Source organism: Bacteroidota bacterium (assembly GCA_039821555.1).
Taxonomy (GTDB): domain Bacteria; phylum Bacteroidota; class Rhodothermia; order Rhodothermales; family Rubricoccaceae; genus JBCBEX01.
Genome location: JBCBNX010000022.1, coordinates 23,115 through 40,930, shown reverse-complemented (window position 1 = coordinate 40,930; position 17,816 = coordinate 23,115). Strand labels below are relative to the sequence as shown.

15 protein-coding genes are annotated in these 17,816 nt (G+C 67.1%); 5 read left to right on the top strand and 10 right to left on the bottom strand.

From position 1 onward, the window contains the following. Position 1 precedes the first annotated feature (1 nt). From AAFU51_16785 to AAFU51_16775, 3 genes are all read right to left on the bottom strand, one after another. Positions 2 to 1,795, bottom strand: coding sequence for a capsule assembly Wzi family protein (locus AAFU51_16785; GenBank protein MEO1572915.1), 1,794 nt, complete (start codon positions 1,793 to 1,795; stop codon positions 2 to 4). 148 nt (positions 1,796 to 1,943) lie between these two features. Next, a complete protein-coding gene (locus AAFU51_16780; GenBank protein ID MEO1572914.1) occupies positions 1,944 to 3,254 on the bottom strand; it encodes a DUF4147 domain-containing protein in 1,311 nt (436 codons plus the stop codon). A gap of 56 nt (positions 3,255 to 3,310) precedes the next feature. After that, positions 3,311 to 3,784, bottom strand: coding sequence for a hypothetical protein (locus tag AAFU51_16775; GenBank protein MEO1572913.1), 474 nt, complete (start codon positions 3,782 to 3,784; stop codon positions 3,311 to 3,313). A 338-nt stretch (positions 3,785 to 4,122) separates the two neighbouring features. Here AAFU51_16775 and AAFU51_16770 point away from each other — a divergent pair, with 338 nt between their 5' ends. After that, on the top strand, positions 4,123 to 4,824 hold the full coding sequence (locus AAFU51_16770; protein MEO1572912.1) for a Bax inhibitor-1 family protein: 702 nt from the start codon (positions 4,123 to 4,125) through the stop codon (positions 4,822 to 4,824). Positions 4,825 to 5,016: 192 nt separating this feature from the next. On the opposite strand, the gene AAFU51_16765 is transcribed toward AAFU51_16770, so the two are convergent. The 3 genes from AAFU51_16765 to AAFU51_16755 all read right to left on the bottom strand — a co-directional run bounded on the left by AAFU51_16765 (position 5,017) and on the right by AAFU51_16755 (position 9,453). Beyond that, complete coding sequence (locus tag AAFU51_16765) at positions 5,017 to 7,386, bottom strand: ATP-binding protein (protein ID MEO1572911.1); 2,370 nt, start codon at positions 7,384 to 7,386, stop codon at positions 5,017 to 5,019. 193 nt (positions 7,387 to 7,579) lie between these two features. Then, positions 7,580 to 8,857, bottom strand: a complete 1,278-nt coding sequence (locus tag AAFU51_16760; GenBank protein MEO1572910.1) for an MFS transporter — start codon at positions 8,855 to 8,857, stop codon at positions 7,580 to 7,582. Between the two features lie 86 nt (positions 8,858 to 8,943). Next, positions 8,944 to 9,453 carry a GNAT family N-acetyltransferase gene (locus tag AAFU51_16755; GenBank protein MEO1572909.1) on the bottom strand — a complete coding sequence of 170 codons (510 nt, stop codon included), beginning with the start codon at positions 9,451 to 9,453 and terminating at the stop codon, positions 8,944 to 8,946. A gap of 253 nt (positions 9,454 to 9,706) precedes the next feature. Between AAFU51_16755 and AAFU51_16750 the strand changes: the two genes are divergently transcribed. From AAFU51_16750 to AAFU51_16740, 3 genes are all read left to right on the top strand, one after another. Further along, positions 9,707 to 10,267, top strand: a complete 561-nt coding sequence (locus tag AAFU51_16750) for a hypothetical protein (GenBank protein ID MEO1572908.1) — start codon at positions 9,707 to 9,709, stop codon at positions 10,265 to 10,267. A 98-nt stretch (positions 10,268 to 10,365) separates the two neighbouring features. Next, complete coding sequence (locus tag AAFU51_16745; protein ID MEO1572907.1) at positions 10,366 to 13,203, top strand: ATP-binding protein; 2,838 nt, start codon at positions 10,366 to 10,368, stop codon at positions 13,201 to 13,203. 41 nt (positions 13,204 to 13,244) lie between these two features. Beyond that, positions 13,245 to 13,718, top strand: a complete 474-nt coding sequence (locus AAFU51_16740; GenBank protein MEO1572906.1) for a hypothetical protein — start codon at positions 13,245 to 13,247, stop codon at positions 13,716 to 13,718. A 42-nt stretch (positions 13,719 to 13,760) separates the two neighbouring features. Here AAFU51_16740 and AAFU51_16735 read toward each other — a convergent pair whose 3' ends face one another. Then, a complete protein-coding gene (locus AAFU51_16735) occupies positions 13,761 to 14,564 on the bottom strand; it encodes a hypothetical protein (GenBank protein MEO1572905.1) in 804 nt (267 codons plus the stop codon). Further along, a complete protein-coding gene (locus AAFU51_16730; GenBank protein ID MEO1572904.1) occupies positions 14,561 to 15,403 on the bottom strand; it encodes a hypothetical protein in 843 nt (280 codons plus the stop codon). Before AAFU51_16730 ends, AAFU51_16735 begins: the two co-directional genes overlap by 4 nt. 55 nt (positions 15,404 to 15,458) lie before the next feature. On the opposite strand from AAFU51_16730, the gene AAFU51_16725 reads away from it, so the two are divergent. Next, positions 15,459 to 16,025 carry a helix-turn-helix domain-containing protein gene (locus AAFU51_16725; protein MEO1572903.1) on the top strand — a complete coding sequence of 189 codons (567 nt, stop codon included), beginning with the start codon at positions 15,459 to 15,461 and terminating at the stop codon, positions 16,023 to 16,025. A 69-nt stretch (positions 16,026 to 16,094) separates the two neighbouring features. On the opposite strand, the gene AAFU51_16720 is transcribed toward AAFU51_16725, so the two are convergent. Both AAFU51_16720 and AAFU51_16715 read right to left on the bottom strand, forming a co-directional pair. Beyond that, positions 16,095 to 16,883, bottom strand: a complete 789-nt coding sequence (locus tag AAFU51_16720) for a DUF4265 domain-containing protein (protein MEO1572902.1) — start codon at positions 16,881 to 16,883, stop codon at positions 16,095 to 16,097. A gap of 66 nt (positions 16,884 to 16,949) precedes the next feature. Continuing rightward, positions 16,950 to 17,765, bottom strand: a complete 816-nt coding sequence (locus AAFU51_16715; GenBank protein ID MEO1572901.1) for an EcsC family protein — start codon at positions 17,763 to 17,765, stop codon at positions 16,950 to 16,952. Positions 17,766 to 17,816: the final 51 nt, after the last annotated feature.

Genomic DNA, 17,816 nt, shown 5'->3' with positions numbered 1-17,816 from the left:
GCTAGAAGCGGAAGCTCTGGAAGGGGAGGCCCCAGCGGAGCGTCGCAAAGAGGTCTGCGAACCCAAAGTCTCGGCTCGCGTCGCCGTCGTCGGTCTGGTTCGAGAGGCGCCCAGCCACCTCGAACGTCAGCTTCGGCAGCAGCTCGTAGCCCACACGCCCTTCCATCAGCACCCGCGTTTGGCCGATGCCTTGGCCCACCTCGTTGCCAAACTCGTTGCCATTGCCAAAGCAAAGGTCTTCGCGCCGGAAGCATTCGTTGTAGGAGACGAGCGGGTCGCTGCCGAAGTTGAAGAAACCGTCGGCGGTGGGAACGCCGCCCTCGTTGCGCCCCGTGCTTGTGACCGCTCCGCCTAAGCCTAGTGTCAGGCGGGTAGCGGGGCGGTAGGTAGCGAGGAAGGACACGTCCTGCGCATTGGGCCCGATGGGATGACCGATCAGCCCCGTGCGGTGCACGTAGGCCCGCGCCGGGTTCGCACTTGTGTAGGTGAACGGGCGGATGCGTGCATACTCGACCGTCAGATCGAGGTTGGGGAGGGGCAGATCGACGAGGCGCGCTCCAACCGTCACGCCCCACTTGTTGTTGCGCCAGCCTCGGCTCGAGAAAAACTCCGAGGCGCGGAATTCGTCGAACATGAACTGGTAGTAGAGCGTCGCGCCGCGGTTGCCGAGCCAGGCCGACGGCAGCGTCCAGGAGCCGTCGAACGCGAGCAGCATGTTGGCCGGGCTGCCCATCTCGAAGTCGAGGGCGCGGTAGAAGATGACGGGGTTGAGGTAGGCGAGGTAGAACTCGGGGCCTCGGTCCTCGTCCGTCGGGGCCAGCGTGGCGGCTTCGCTCACGGCAAACTGCAACCCATAGGGCAGGTCGATGGCGAGCCGGTGGAGCGAGCCATACTTGGCGCGCCGCTGCTTGCTGAAGGCGTCGCGCTCCCGCGTCACGTCCACGAATGCAGCGAAGAGGTTCACGTACTCGATGCGCCAGAAGCGGGTGCGGAACTGGAGGAAGTCGTAGGTCGGGGCATAGTTGGAGAGGAGCAGGCTCCCGTAGCCGGGGCCCCAGCGGTTCTGGTCGCGCCCGAAGCGCGCCTCGAAGTGCTTCGAGTCGAAGCCTACGACGCCGGAGACAAGCCAATAGTCGTACGTGTCGCCGTTGTCGAAGTCGCGCTCGCCGATCCGCTCGCCGAAGGGGCGGTAGTCGGGGCTCTCGTCCGCGACAGCCCCCAGCGGGAGCGTGTACTGGTTGTCCATCACCCGGGACTCGACGAAGATCTTGGTGGTCTCCGACAGGTCCACGTGCCCCGCGACGCGGAAGCCGCGTGTGTTGCGGAGCGTCGTGACCTGGTCGCCGAACGCGCTCGCGGCGCCGGTCTGCCGGGCGCTGCCGAGGGAGAGGTAGGCGAGTGGCTCGGCCTGGAACGCGTAGTCTTCGCCCGTCGCGGAGATAAACGAGCGGCCGTCGCGGTAGAGCGCTGGCGCATAGTCACGTACGAAGCCGACGCTCGCGCCCGGGGTCTCGCCGCGATACTCGGCCAGCAGGCGCCGGTCCGTGGTTGTCATGGCGGCCCGCGCTTCTTCTGAGTCGGCGAGGCGCGTGAGGTACTCCTGGGCCTGGTAGGCCGAGAGCGGCTGGTTGGTCACGAACGCTCCCGGCAGCAGCCCGCGTGTGTGCTGCCGAAGCAGAAACTCGTGCACGTCGTCGTTGATCTGGAGCAGGCCTTCGGTCTGGGCCGAGGCCCCGGGCGCGAGCGCGAGGAGGGCAACGAGGCAACCCGCGGCAAAGCGGAAGAGGGGGCGCATACCAAGAAGACTGGGTGGCGGAGGACAGTCGCGGGCTGCGGACGTGCAGCGTGGCAGGATACGCAAAGAGCGCGCCGAGACTGGACCGAGACGAAGGCGGAGCCTCGCAGTTTCGCCTGGACTTGACGCGCGAAACGCCGTGGCCTCGCTACGCGACGAGCGCCACGTGCAGGTCCATCACGTTCGTGTGCGTAGGGCTAGGGCGAAGTAGTCCGCCAGCGGTGTCGTCGAGCCCAGCGAGCCGGTCAAAAAAGGAATACGCGTCGTTGTCTGCGAGGTGCGCTCGGGCGTCGAGGCCGTGGCGCTGGGCAGCCGAGACTGTGTGCGGCGTGGCCCAGGCTCCAGCGGCGTCCGTCGGCCCGTCGATGCCGTCCGTGCCCCCGCATAGCACAACGAGGTCACCTCGGCCCTTGTCGAGCGCCAAGGCGGCAGCTAGGGCGGTTTCTTGGTTCCGACCGCCCCGACCACTCCCAGTGAGCGTGACGGTCGGCTCGCCGCTCCAGAGCAGCGCGGTCGGGCCTGTGTGACCGAGTGCCGCCCGCGCATGCGCTGCGCCGACCTCCCGAGCTTCGCCCGCCATGCTGTCGGTGACCTCGACGACGGCGTAGCCGCGGGCGCGTGCTTCCGTCGCCGCAGCGTCGAGCGCGTCGCGGTTGGAGCCGAGGAGCACGGTGTGCGCTTCGTCGAGGCGCTCGTCGAACGGCGCCAGCGGCACGCCCAGGTCCGAGTCGAGGTGCGCCGCGACGGACGCAGGGAGTCGGTTCCAGAGGTGGGCCTGGTGCAGGTGGGCGCGCACCTCGGCGCGTGTCGTCCCATCGCCCACGGTAGGGCCGCTGGCGATGCTCGCGAGATCGTTGCCGATGACGTCGGACAGGACGAGCGCAACGATAGGGGTCGGGTGGGCGGCTGCGGCTAGACGTCCTCCGCTGATGCGCGAGACGTGCTTGCGCACGGCGTTCATGATGTGGATGGGCAGGCCGCTGGCGAGGAGGCTTCGGTTGAGCACCTGCAAGTCGCAGAGTGCGACGCCTTCGGGAGGACAGGTCCAGAGCGCGGAGCCGCCGCCCGAGAGCAACACGAGGACGACCTGGTCGCGGCCCGTTGCAGCCATATCCGCAAGGGCATCGCGTGCGGCTGCGGCGCTTGCTTCGTCAGGGACGGGGTGGCCTGCGGTGCGGACGCGGATCTGCTGTGGTACGGGGAGCGCGGCTGGAAACGTCTCGGGGTAGCCGTGCGGCACCACCACACTGCCAGCGAAGGGCACGGTCGGGTGCTGCACTTCGAGGGCGCCGGCCATCGCCATGGACGCCTTCCCGGCACCGATGACGGTGACGGTCCCGAAGCTGTCGAGCGGCCGCCCGAGCACGGCCTGTGCGTCGAACCGGGCCACAACGGCGGGCGCTTGCACCCCGCTCACGGCGGCGTCATATAGGGCGCGGGCATCGGCGACGAGATCCATCGGACATGCGAGGGCAACGGGACACAGCCCAAGCTACCTCGCTCAGCGCCCCACTGCTACCAGCCCTCACACACGTCGGGGGTGTCGACGAGGTCGACCCAGTCCCAGGTGCCACTGCCGTCTCCCAGCGCGTTGATGGCCCGGCGGATCTGGATGCAGTTGCCGCCGGAGCCGTTGAAGCGCACCTGGATGCGCAGATCCGGAAAGTCCGTCGAGTAGTAGTCCATCAGCGGGATCTCAGTCGCCACCGAGTCGAAGCCGAAGAAGCCGTAGCGGGTGCCGCCGAGCTGCTGCACCTCGTCGTATTTCGGGTAGCCGAGTTGGTCGAGCGAGAGCCGCGAGAAGTAGGGCGTGTCGCGCCCGCCTCCCATGGCGTCGGCCTTCTCCTTCCAGAGCAGCACGTCGCTGGCAACCCGCATCGACTCGGCCGTCATGCGGTCAAAGCTGCTTTGCCGGTCGTGGGCGCGGTACATCTGCATTCCGACCACGAAGGCGATCATGGAGATGATCACGCCGAAGACGATCAGCATGAGGTTGTTGCTGCCCATTGGACACGGTGGTTAAGATGGAGGACGAGTGCTTGCACAAAGACACAAAACGTGCCGCTGCAATCCAGAGGCAGCAGATGGTACAGGAAGCGCTACGTCCAGCCACGATGACTGCAGGCGGCGTCGCGAGGGTGAACAGCGGAACAGGAGTGGCGTGGTATGCTGTCCGAAAACGCGACAGCATGGCCAAGGCGATAGCGCCCTGTTCATCCGGTCGGGCTGGTGTTTCAAGACGCCTCGTCGTAGATTCGCCCCGCCTGAGCTAACGCTTACGAGAGCGTCCCTCCGGACACTCGTTCCTTCACCCAACTCTAGCCCCAATGAACACGGCAGTCTCGCAGCTTCCCGTCTCCGCAATCGACGCCGATGCCCGCGCGTCCTTTGTCCTGCGGACCTACATCCACCTCTTCGGCGCGATCCTGCTCTTCGTCGCCATCGAGGCCTACATTTTCACCAGTGGCCTCGCTGAGCCCATCGCTACAACGCTCCTCAACATGCCGGGGGGCTGGCTCGTGGTACTCGGCGGCTTCGTGGTGGTGAGCTGGATCGCGAGCCGCGTGGCCGCAACGGCGTCCAGCTCCTTCGCGCAGTATGCCGCGCTCGGCGGCTTTGTCCTCGCCGAGGCGATCATCTTCGTGCCGCTGCTGTTCATGGCGGCCTACTACTCCGGCGACCCTGGCATGATCAACAAGGCAGCGTGGGTCACGCTCATGGGCTTCACGGGCCTCACGGCGATCGCGGTGCTTACGCGCAAAGACTTCTCGTTCCTAGGTGGGCTGCTCCGCTGGGGCTTCATCGTCGCCATCGTGCTGATCGTGGCGGGCGTCCTCTTCAGCTTCGAACTCGGCACCTTCTTCGCCGTGGCCATGATCGGGCTCGCCGGCGCTGCCATCCTCTACGACACCTCGAATATCCTGCACCACTACCCCGAGGACAAGCACGTGGCGGCCTCGCTGCAGCTCTTCGCCTCGGTTGCGCTGATGTTCTGGTACGTCCTGAGCCTCTTCCTCAGTCGCGACTAGGCACGCGCGCAGCCACAGCAAGTCTGGCGGCGAGCGCTCGCGACGCACGATGTCAGCAAGGCGCCTGAGACGGGCGATCTCCGCCGGCCCTCAATGCGAGGCCGGCGGGGGGTTGGAAAGCCTGCGCACTGGTCGCTGCAGGCGCGAAGCAGTGTAGGCAAACGCTGGGCACGCCTGCTTCAGGGCAGGTCTTCAGAGCACGTCGGCGCTTGCCACGGCAACGGGGAGCTTGAGCGTCACGCGCGTCCCGGCGTCCTTCTCGCTCTCGATGGCAAGCGAGCCGTCCATCGCGTCCACGAGGCGCTTCACGATCGCGAGGCCGAGGCCTGAGCCGTCGTAGTTGCGGTTGAGGCGGTGGTCCTCCTGCGTGAACGGCTCGAAGAGCCCGCTGACAAACTCTTCGGCGATGCCGCAGCCGGTGTCCTCCACGACGCAGACGACCGCGTCCGTGTCGAGCCGTGTGGTGAGCGCGACGTAGCCTGCGTCGGTGAACTTGACCGCGTTCGAAAGGAGCTGCTCCACGACCTGCTCGATGCGGTAGGGGTCGCCGAGCACGACGGGTTGGGCGGGGTCCCGATCCCAGCGGAAGGTGACGCCCTTTGAGTCAAGATCCATCCGGGCGCGGTGCGCCACGCGCTCGGTGATGTCGTGGAAGAACACGGGCGAGTGCTGGAGCCGGAGCGCGCCCGTCTCCAGCTTCGAGAGGTCGAAGAGGTCGTTGACGAGCCGGAGTGCGCGGCGGGCGTTCTCCTGGATGACCTCCACAAACTCGATGACCGGAGGCGGGATCACGACCTTGCCGTGTCCTTCGAGTTCGCGCACCTCCTCGCGGAGCAGCTCGGAGAAGCCGTTGATCGCGCCGAGCGGAGTGCGGACCTCGTGGCTCATCGTGGACATGAACGCGGTCTTGGCCTGGCTGGCGCGCTCGGCGGCGACCTTGGCTTGCAGGATCGAGGCGTTGGCCTGCTTTTGCTCGGTGACGTCGGCGAGGATGCCGCCGATCACGAGGCGGTCGGCCGCGTCGTAGGCGGGGGTGGCGCGCTCGCGCATCCAGCGGACAGCGCCGTCGGCGCGGCGCACGCGGTAGTCGAGGGTGCTCTCGCGGCCAACGCGGAGCTGCGCCTCATGAGCAGAAAAAACCGCACGGTCGTCGGCGTGGACGAGGTCGTGGGTCCAATTGACGCCGCCATCGCCGAGCGGGATGGTGAGCTGTTCGACGGCCAATCCGACGAGGGCCTCCATCTGGTGTGTCACGAACTCGTAGCGCCGTATGGGCGCGCCCGGCTGGCCATCGCCGCCCGCATCCAGCACTGGCGCGTAGGTGAAGCTGAAGAGGCCATCGTCTAGGCCATCGACGGTTTGCCGAAACCGCGTCTCGGCTCGGCTCCAGGCCCACAGGGTCTCGAACAGCCCGGTAAGCTGGCTCAGCGCGAGGCGCTCGGCGCGCTGCCACGGCGGAACCAGGGCATCCCACCCGAGGAGGACCACGCCGATCCGATCCTCGTCGTCGAGGAAGGGGACGAGAATCGCCTGCTCAGCGTCGAGCCCGGTGAGCAGCGCCTGGGCCGCCTCGCTGTCCTGGTCGCGGGTGACGCGTAGGAGCGCCCCCTCGGTCAGGAGGGGCCAGTCCACGGCAGCAAGCCGGATGGGACGTGGTTTGCTGGCCTGGGCAGTCCAGTCGGCGCTCGTGACCAACTCGCCCGCCTCAACGGGGAGAAGCACCTGCGCCCGGTCAGCTAGCGTCGCGAGCCCGAGGATGCGGGCGGCCTCGTCGAGGAAGTCGGCCTGCTCGGGCGACGAGAGGGCCGCCTGGCGGAGCGCTGGCTCGGCCTGGTCGTAGCGCGCGCGCACCCGCAGCGTCTCTTCGCGCTCGCGCTGCTCCGTCACGTCGAGGGCCATCACCACGCCGCCGACGAGCCCCTCGTCCGGATGGTGGACGGGCGAGCCGTAGACGAAGAGGGTCCGCCGTTCGCCGTCGTGCCGCCTGAGTACGATCTCGTGCTCCTCGAAGCCGACGGCCTCCTCCAGCATCGCCGTGAGGAGATCGATGAGTTGAGCGTCGACGCCGTCTACATCGAAGACGTTGAGGCCGAGCCACACCTCGTCTTCGGCCTCGCCAGTCATCTGGAGAAAGTGGTGGTTGGCGAACGTGACAACGCCCGCCGCGTCGAGGTGGAGCACACCGATCGGGCTCTGCTCCAGGAACGTCTGGTGGAACGCCTCGCCGGTCCACAACGGGGCCGCTGCGGACACCAGCACCGCGTCGATGAACCCGGTGTCGCCGTCTGGGACAAAGCGAACCTCGACGGGCCGCTCGCTGCCGCCGAGGGCGAGCCGAACGAACGCACGCGCGGTCTGACCAGTCGTCGCGGTGGTCCAAGCCTGCTCGAAGCCTACGCGGTCGTCGGGATGCATCGCACCGTGCCACACGTCGGGGTCGAGGGCACGGGCCGGTCCCCCGGCGAGCGCCACCGCCTCGGCGTTGGCGTGGCTCACGCTCCCGTCGAGGGCAAAGCGAAGGAGCGGGACGGGAAGCTGCTCAGCGAACGCGGCGCAGGGCATAGTTGGGGTGAAATCGTAGCGGAACGCGGCAGCCGTGGCTGCCTGGGAGGGGGAGCCATGCGAGGGCAAAAAGAGCGCCAAGCCAAGAGCAGTGCGGACGTGTCGCGGTGGGAAGGTGCTGCGGTGCAGGAGCAGGACTTGACGGTAGCGCGGGGCACGGGCACCTTGCTCACCGCCTCACCGCCTCACCGCCTCACCGCCTCACCGCCTCACCAGCATCCGCCCGTTCGCGCGGCACCACGATCAGCAGCCACGCTATGCCGCAGACGACCTGCACGCCCGCCAGCCCCAGCACGGCCGTCCGCAGCGTGAGCGCCTCCGCCTCCAGCAGCGCGCTCGCCACCAGCAGCGACATCGTCTCAGCGAGCGCCAGGAAGATCCACTCCGTCGAGAAGACGCGACCGCGGAAGCGGTCTTCGGTGCGTTCCTGCAAGAGCGTCGTTGCGAGCACCCAGTTGGCCCCACTCGCCGCGTGGGCGACGAGTACGAATACCAGCACGACGAGCGTCCACTCCAGCAGGCCGATGGCGGTGTAGCCCAGCCCGCACACGATCACGCAGGCGCCCAGCACGGCTGGCCACACGCTCCTATCGCGGAAGAGCGCGCGCGCCAGGATCGGCCCGATGCCGGTCCCCAGGCCGCGCGCGGCGTAGGCGAGTCCCGTGCCGAGGTCGGGTTTGCCCGGCACCAGTTGTCCGCCAATCAAGACGAGCGCTAGCATGAGCGCTCCGCCGCCCACGCCCCACGTCGCCTTCGCCAGCGCGATCCGCCCGATCCGCGGGTGCCGGTAGAGGTGTCGCCAGCCCTCCGCAACTTTCCCGACGGCGACCCTGATCGGGTTGCCCGGTGGCACGTCGTCCCGGTCCTGCGGGATTACCGTCCGCGCGATGAACACCGCCGAGACGAGGTACGTCGCGGCGTCGAACAGAAACACGGTGTCCGTGCTCAGGAATTCCACCGCCGCCCCGCCGACGGCCGCTCCGAGCGCGAGCATGATGCTCCACGTCGCCGAGAGGAGCGCGTTGGCGGTCAGCAGTTCGCGGTCCGTGGTGATGTTGGGCAGGGCTGCGGTCTTGGCCGGCAGGAAGAGCGCGCTCACCATGATCTGTGCCGCCGCGAGGACGTAGAGCAGCCACAGGTCGCCGGGCTCGCGCACGAGCAGGAAGCCGAGTACGATGAGCGCGCGGAGCACGTCCGAGACGATCATCACCGTGCGGCGGTTGAAGCGATCCACCAACACGCCCGCCAGCGGGGCCGCGAGCGCGAGCGGCAGCAGCTTCACCACGAAGACGAGCGCCAGCGCCACGTAGCCGTCGCCGAGCACGGAGCCCTCGCTGGAGAGGTCCTGCACGACACGGTAGAGCGCGAGCGTGTTAAACCAGTCGCCGAAGAGCGACACCACGGCCCCGGCCCACAGCCAGCGGACGTTGCGGTTGGTCCGCAGCAGTTCGAGGAAGCCGACCTGGGGCACGGAGGGGGGCGGGAAGCGAAGGGCGTAGGAGACGAGGAGACCGAGCGCGTCTACCAGCCTGCGCCGCCTTCGATCCAGGCGCGTGGCTAAAGCGCCCGTGCGTAGAAGAGCGTGTCGAGGCCGTCCGCGTCGCCGCGGTGGGTGCACGCGAAGCCAAGCCGGTCGAGCAGTCGCTGTGACGCGGCGTTGGGCACGTCGGTGCTCGCGAGCGCCTCGGTCATGCCGAGGTCGTCGCGGGCGTACGCCAGGAGGGCGTGTCCGGCTTCGGTCGCCAAGCCCTGCCCGTGCCACGCTGGACCGACGCTGAGGATGAGTTCGAGCCGCGGCGGGTCGTGGAACGGCCAGAACCCGCCGCAGCCGATCAGAGGCGCCGCTTCGGGAGAATCAAGGTCACGAAGGCCGAGCGTCCAGAGGCCGTGCCCGTAGGCCTCGAAGCGGGCCGCACTCTCCTGGGCGAGCGCTGCGACCTGATCTTGGGGAATGGCGACGCCGTCCCACAGATAGCGGCGCACGACAGGGTTGGTCCAGTGCGCATGCAGGGCTACGACATCGGCAGGCTGGACGGGACGGAGGGCGAGGCGACCGGTATGTAGCACGGGCGAAGAAACGCTTGGGGCGAAGCCAGATGAAGGGAGAGGAACAGGTCTAGGCCGATGAAACACAGGGACAGCGCTCTGTTCCGGCTTCGGCGACCGGGGAAACGTGACGACCTCCCCCGAGAAACGGGACACGGCGGATATACCGGGCGGGTCGTCCGGTATGTCCCAAACGTCGCGGCCTAAGCTGAGGGCGTCGGCGGACAGGCTCCGGCTGGGGCCGCGCCTCCGTTCCATCCCAACGTGCAAGCTCATGACCCGCACTCGATCCGCATTCCTCCTCGTCACGCTGTTGACCTGCTCCACGGCGTTCGCCCAGCAGCCTGCCGACGCCATGGAACGCCTCGCGCCCTACGAAGGCACCTACACCCTCGACGGCTTCGCCCAGATCGAGGAGGGCACCTTCGATGGCACCCTCGACGTCTCGCCTATCCTCGGCGGCCACTTCCAGCAGTGGGACTGGACGCTGACCATGCGTGGCGAAAGCATGGAGGAAGCCGTGTATCTCCGCTTCGTCGTCTCCCACGACGCCTCAACCGGGAGATACGCGATCCATCGGTTCGATAGCCGCGATGCCGACTCGCCCACCCGGGCCGCCTCCATAACAGACCCGCACCGTGGTACGCTCAGCTTCGATGGTGACGCGCTCGTGATGTCCTGGCCCTCGTCGAACCCGAACAACCCCGCGCAGACGGGCCACCTTCGCAACACCGTCCGCCTCGACGCCGATGGCTTCACCGTCACCACCGACGCCAAGCCCGACGACGGCTCGCCGCGGGTCGCCATCGCGACGACGAACGCAAGCCGCCGATAAGCCAGCATGCACGCAAGAGCACGCTCCGTCCCCGCACCTGCGGGGACGGAGTTGGCCCTTGTTCTGTTCGGTGCTACCCTCTAGCCACCACTAGCCCGATGAGCCTGTTTCTTTCCCCAGAATCGATCCGCGCCACGGCCCTCGTGATCCTCAACGTGGCGCTCACGGTGTACCTGCTGCGCGTACCGCGTGGGGCGGGTGCCTCGCGGTGGTTGGCAGGGTTCACGACGGGAACGGTCGGCCTCTACCTCTGCCGTGCCGCCGAGGCGTCGTTCTATCCGCTGTCGGACGCGACGATGTGGGCAATCAAGTCGGTCGAACTCCTGGTTGTGATGGCGGCCCTAGGCGCGCTCGTCCAGTTCGCGTACCGGTTTTTGGAGGTGCCCTACCCGCGAGAAACGCGAGCCGCCCTGGTAGTGGCTGCGCTCGCGGTCGTTGGTTCGCTCGTGCTCGTGGCGGTCACGCGCAGCCCCGAGAGCAGCATCCGCGACGTGATGATGTCGGTCTACAGCTTCACGTGGCTCGCGGCGGATGCTTGGGCGGTGACGGTGCTCTTGCGCAAGCGGCGGCGGGCGCACGCGTTGGGGCGCGACCGAGAGGCTCGGGCCTTTGCGGCCTTCGCAGCCGTATGTCTCGCCGACGCCGTCCTCCTGATAACCATCATCGGCGTGTTCCTGGCCGATGCATCGGTCGTGGTCAGCAATGCTATGTGGGTGTTTGTCATCCTCCCGGCCGTCTTTGCGATTCACTACACGCGGGTCGCGATATACCTAGAGCATGCGCCGGAACCTACCTCGATCCGTACGAAGCTCTCCGGTCTGGCACTCGCGCTGGTGCTGGGTCTGATCGGCATGACCGCCGTGCTCTCGGCTCCGCCAAGCAATCCCAATGTCATCGACGGCATCCCAGCGCCGGGGGTGATGGCGGAGTACCATGAAGCGATGCTGCCGCTCCTCGTGCTGATGGGAATCGCTACCGTTCTGGCTTTGGTCGTCTTCCCGTGGGCGCTGAAGGGGAGCCTCGTGCGCCCCGTCGAACGGTTGCTTGAGGGCGTCCGGCGGGTCAACGCGGGCGAACGCGACGTGACGGTGCCCGTCGGCGTGCACGACGAAGTAGGGCGGCTCAGCGAGGGCTTTAACGCGATGACCGCCTCGCTACGGGACGCTGAGGAAGAACTGCGTGCCTACGCGACCGACCTCGAAGTACGCGTTGCAGCACGCACGGAAGAGCTACGCGCCAGCAAAGCTGAGGTCGAAGCCCAGGCGCTGCGCCTCGAAGAACTCGACCGGCTCAAGACGCGGCTCTTCGCCAACCTCAGCCACGAGTTCCGCACGCCGCTCACGATCCTGCTCGGCCCCATCGAGGACGCGCTTGCCAGCGACACGCCGATGCCGGAGCCGCTCGCCGGCCAGCTACCGTCCATGCAGCAGAGCGCTCGCCGGCTGCTCAACCTCATCAATCAACTCCTCGACCTCGCCAAGCTCGAAGCAGGCGCGCTCGACCTGAACAGCGAGGAGACCGACGTGGTGGTACTCGCACGAGGTGTCGCTGCGACGTTTGCCGGACCGGCCGAGCGCAAAGGCCTCGGGCTGCTGTTCGACGCCCAGGTTTCTGCGCTCTCGATGCCCCTCGACGCGCAGCAGATCGAGACGGTGCTGACCAACCTCGTCGCCAACGCCCTGGCGTTCACTGAGCGTGGGGGCAAGATCCGCGTGAGCGTTGGTGCTGAACACGGCGACGCGGTCGTGGCAGTCGAGGATACCGGGACCGGCATCGCGGCAGCGGCGCTGCCCTACGTGTTCGACCGCTTTCGCCAGGCTGACGGCAGCACCACGCGCACGCACGGAGGTACCGGCATCGGGCTGGCCCTGGCCAAGGAGCTCGTGGAGCTGCACGGCGGCACCATCGGCGTCGAGAGCACGGTCGGGTTCGGGACCCGGTTCACCGTCCGGCTTCCACTGGGCGCCGTCGATGTTGACGCCGAGGCCGCTGCCCAGGCTGGCGTACCCACCGTGCCGCGCACCGAGCAACGCTCCGCGCCCACGGTCCTCGCGACGGGCGACGGTGAGGCGGCGATGCTCGACCTGCCCATACCCGTCAGTGCGACGCCAGGCGACGATCCCCCGGCTGTGGCGACTTCCAACGACCGACGCCCACTCGTGCTCGTGGTGGAGGACCACGCAGGACTGCGCGCTTACATCCGCAGCCACCTCGCCGAGCGCTACCGCGTCCTCGAAGCCGAGAACGGAGCCGTCGGTCTGGAGACCGCCCGGGCCTGCCGGCCCGACCTCGTCCTCTCCGACGTGATGATGCCCGAGCTCGACGGCGTAGCCCTGACACGTGCCCTTCGCGCTGAACCGGCGCTCGCCGACGTGCCCATCGTCTTGCTCTCCGCGTGGGCCGACGAGCAGAGCACGCTCGCCGGGTTGGAAGCCGGGGCCGACGACTACCTCACGAAGCCGTTCTCGCCCGACGAACTCCGCGCCCGCCTCAGCAACTTCGTCGCGACGCGCCATCGGCTCCGTGCTCGCTACTCCGATGAGGTCGTCGTGGGGCCAAGCGAGATCGTGGTGCCTTCAGCCGAGGCTGCGTTCCTCGAACGTGTGCGGGACGCCGCCGAGGCCGGTCTGGGCGATCCCTCGTTCGGCGTCGATGCGCTGGCGGCGGAGGTGGGGCTGAGCCGGCGGCAACTCGGACGGCGCCTGCGCGCTTCGCTCGACACCGCGCCCGGCGTGTTTTTGCGCCAACTCCGGCTCGCGCGGGCCGCGCAACTCCTGACGCAGCAGGCCGGGACCGTCGCCGAAGTCGCGTATGCCGTGGGCTACCGGGATGCCGACCATTTCGCCAAGCAGTTCCGCAAGACGTATGGGACGCTGCCCTCGGCCTACGCGACCCGGAAGGCCGTTCCACACCGGGAGCACGACGACGACCACTGAGCGCCTACCTTGAGGCATCCGCCCGCCTTCCTCCCGTCGCCATGGACCTCCCGTTCGACACCCTCGCCGACATCGAAGCGCTGGCTGCGGGGCCGGTCCTCGACGCGCTCGTGGCGCAGCACGCGCTCGGGCTGGCCGTCGTCTGGAACGACAAGGCGTTTGCCGAAGATGGCGCGTATGCCTACACCGGAGCGGACGGCGAAACTCGTGTGGTCCTGCCGTACTCGACCGATCCGCTTGCCGCTGAGGCACTCGTCCACGCGATTCGCGACCGGCGCGGCGGACGGTTCTCGCTTCTGGCCTTCCGCGATGGTTGGCTCGCCCTCGGCCACACGCCGCAGACCGAGACGATGGGGCCGATGGGCACGCTGGAGTTCACGCGCCTCGACGTTGCCCCGACGCGGGCGCTCGCCGTCGCCCGGTGCGCGCTCCGCGTCTTTGTCTTGGACGATCGCGGGCCGACCGACGACGAGATCGAGGACGCGCAAGCCGCCTGGGCCGAGCGGTTCGACTGACCGGCGCGCTGGCGCTCCGGAGTCTGGTGCTGCGCAGCGACGTTATCGCGCCAGGTTGGCGTCCAGGCTGACCAACACCGAGTCGATCGCGACCTCGACCTCCGGCAGCTCCACCTCGGCGTAGTACCACGCTACCCATCGGAGCAGGCGAGCCTGAGCCATGTAGTCGGCGTCGCTCCGAAGGCGGATCAGGTCAGCGGGCTCCACGGGGAATGGGGCCCCCGGGGAATTCCAGGGACCGCCGAGGCGAGTCGTCCTCTCTAGCATCTGGACGACCTGATCGAACGCGGCCTGTTTCTCCTCGTCGCTATCTCGGAGCACTTGCAGAAACGAGGTCAGGCGCTCGCGAAGCGCTCGATCTTGTAGCAAGCCCAAGTCTCCCGAAGCGATCAGCGCCTCTAACGACCCCGTAACCGGATCGTACGTGTGGCTGATGAAGAGCGACTCGGTGTAGGTGTAGACGGAGTCTAGGGGCATGCCCGTAATCGCGTCATCCGAGAGCGTCGCCAGGTGTTCGTACAGGGTGAGAAACCTGGCTGAGAGGTCCCGGATACGCTGGACCTCGGCCTTGTTGAACACGAAGTCTTCACGCAGGTCTTCAAGGACCAGCCACTCTCGGGTCCGCGCGTCGCGGTCGGCCCACCACGCGTTGAGACCGACGGCGGTAAGCACGCCGAGCACGACGATGAGGTACTCCGCGCTGAACCAGCGCAGCGTCGGCTGCCAGCCGATCCGCCTCGGGCGCGGGGCCGGAGCTTCTGGTGCCAGAGGCCCAGACCTAGGCGTCGGCTCGGGTGCAGGAACGGGGTCGCCAGCGGCCTCTGGCGGAGTCGGGGCATCGCTCATCGGTTCAGTTCGGCTTCGACGCGCTCGTGCAGGTCTTGGGTTTCCTGGGACATGGCCGCCATGATGTTGAAGCTGGTCTGGCGATAGAGGGCGATCTCCGAGAGCGCGTCGTACGCCTCCTGGCTGGCGTAGAACGAGAAGCTGTCGAGAGGAAACGGCGGAGCCCACCCGTCGTCGGTGAGCAGTTTCGACTCGCTGATGGACCGTTGAAGCAGGTCCATTCCGAGGTCCATTCCGAGGTCCACCGCGGCGACCCTGTTGGCGCCTACTGCAGGGATGTACCTAGCAATGGCGTCGTTGTACTGCTCCGCAACGCGGGCCTGGAACCCAACAAGCGTCTCTGTAGCGCCGAGATAGGCCGTGATCGCATTGCGCAGCGAGTCGTTGCGAATGAGCGTCAGGTCTCCCGTGGCTACGAGAGCCTCCGCCGTGCCTGTCGTGGGCTGGACCGCTCGCCACGTAAACATCCGCCGCGAGTGGTGGACGATGGAGTCGGCGGGGAGCGGCGTCCCCGAGCCCCAGGACCCGAGCACCGTGAGCAGTGCTGGAGTCGAAACGGCCTCCTGGATCGAATCCGCGCGGGCGAACACACGGAGGCTCTCATCGAGGTCGGCGTCGAGTTGGCGGAGGTAGACCTGCTCCTGGGCGCGGTCGGTGCGGCCCTGCCACCACGCGTTGAGGCCGACGGCGGTGAGCACGCCGAGCACCACGATGAGGTACTCAGCGGCAAACCACCGCAGCTTCGGCCGCCAGTCCCAGCGCGGCGCGGTGATGACGGGGGCGTTCGACGGTTCAGACGGCAGAGCGTCCGGTGCGGACGGCGTGGGCGTGTCGTTCATCGGTCTAGCTCGGCTTCAAGCAGTCTGCACGTAGTTGAGGACGCGGCGGAAGATTATGGTGTGTCCCGGGTCTCGGCATCGATGGCGCGCTCGGCTGCTTCGGGGCAAGTGGGTTCAATCAGGCGGCAGAGTCGTGGCCGGTTTAGCGTTACCTAGTATCCGGCAGACGACCAATATCGCTGTTGTCTGGATGTCTCCATCTCTTGTGCCTGTGTCACATCGGGGCTCCAGAAGACGGCACGCGAACCAACATGCAGACGAGGCTTCAACAGAGCAGGCGCCGCCGCAACCGACAGCACCCGCGCCAGGACGAAGAGCAAGGAGGCAACGGCTGACTGCCAGGACAGGGCACGAGCCCGTTCATCCGCATGGAGGTGACGAGGTTGCCGTAGTGCTTGACACCGCGCCTGGCGTGTTTCTGCGCCAACTCCGGCTCACGCGGGCCGCGCAACTCCTGACGCAGCAGGCCGGGACCGTCGCCGAGGTCGCCCATGCGGTGAGCTACCGGGACGCCGACTACTTCGCCAAGCAGTTCCGCGAGACATACGGGATGCTGCCCTCAGACTTCACCATCCGGCTCGCGTCGATCAGTGCCCAGCGAGCACACGCCGAGGATGCCTGAACGGCCCCAACGCCTACCCCAGCACGTGCATAAGCGGCGTTTTTGAGCCTTCCCAGCTTCAATGCCGACTCACAGCCACCAGTCGAGCGTGCGATCTGGGTCCTCCGGGTCGTAGATGTTGTTGTACCACCAGACCAAGTCAGGCTGTTCTGCGACCCATCTGTCAAAGACCCGTTCGATAGTCTCAAGGGTCGCGGAGATTGGAATCGTGGCGACCAGGCTACGCTCAAGCCCCCCGTCGATACGTCCGCCCAGACGGGTAACGTCCTGCGCGATGGCGTCTAGGTGCGGCGCAATCGCATACTCGCTGAAGACGACCACCGCTACGTTTCCGCTGCGCTCGACCACCTCAAAACGACCATCGTCATCGAGGAGGCGGAGAATGTCGCCTGCCGCCACACTATCCACCCAGCCAGGAGAGTAAAGAAGCCGGACCAGGCCACCTTCCAGCCGCTCAACATGAACGGGCTCTTGTTGCGGAGTGCCATCCTCGCGTTCGTGCACAAACAGCAAGAGATGACCGGGCGAGCGACGCGGATCGCCAGCCGGCGGTACGATCTCGAACCAGCCTTCTTTGAGGTTTACGCGGAGCCACTCCGTATCCTCCTGAGTAGGGAGGAGGGCGGCCCAATCAATCTCCTCGACACAAACGGTCGAATCGCCAAGCAGGACGCGATAGGTGTACTCAGTGCCATCAAACTCGATGGCACGTCCTTCGGCATAGGTTTGGCCCTCCTCTCTGACGATGCTGGGTGGGAAGAAGTCGTCTAGGCCAATGTGAAACGACTTATCCCCGAATTGGTGGAGTTCGCTGCTCACACGCCAGCCGAGTCGTTGGGAGAACTCTTCTAGGTCCATAGATGCTGCGTTGTCCCGCGTTGATTCCTACACTTCTGCCTTCCTCCTTTTGCATTCTGCCTTCCCCTACATCCGGTCCTTCCGCTCGAGGTAGAGCGAGCGGAAGAGCATGTAGGCCGTCTTCGCCGTCTGCTCGGTGAACCAGTAGTTCACGCCTGCGCCGACGGCCGCCCCAGCGATGGGGATGAGCTGTCCCAGCTTGCGCCCAGCGAGGTTCTTTGCGATCTCGCGCGGGAGGTGGCCGATCTGGTCGCGGAACGTCGAGGAGGCGCGGCGGCCGCGGTAGCCCCCGCCGTGCGCAAACGCCGCCGCGGCGACGGACAGCTCGCGCATCGCTGTCGACTTCGCGTCCTTGGTGCCGGCCGCGGCGACGTTGAAGATGGCCAGCAGCAGCGGCTTGAACGCCTCGTCCTTCAACTCGAAGCCATAGCTTGCGCCGATCTGCTGGATCAGCCGGAAGTTGATCGTGAACAGGATCGGCACGTCGGCGGCGATGAGGAGCGGACCGCCGAGGCCGGTGCCGCCGCCCGAGAGCGCGGCCAGGATGGTGTTCTGTGAGAAAAACGACCGCGCGAGCTCGTCGAGCCGGTCGAGCGGCTGCTCGCGGAGCGCCTCGACGGTGTCCACCTCCAGGTCGAACTGCTCGGCGGCGTCGAGGATGTCCTGCGCCTCGAAGGTGTACTCAGACGCGTTGTTGAGCGCACCGAGCGCCTCGTTGAGCGCGTTCGAGATTTGATCGACGACCTCATCGGGGATGGCCTTCTTGAAGAGCCAGTCGACGGGGCTGAGGGTCACGTTGATCGCCTTTTGGAGCGGCGATTCATCGCGCTGCCAGGCGTCGATCTCGCGCTGAGCGGCTTTCTCGTAATCGGTGAGGCGCATGGGGAGGTCGTGGGTTGAGGGTCGTAGGTCGGAAAACCCATCGGAACCTAC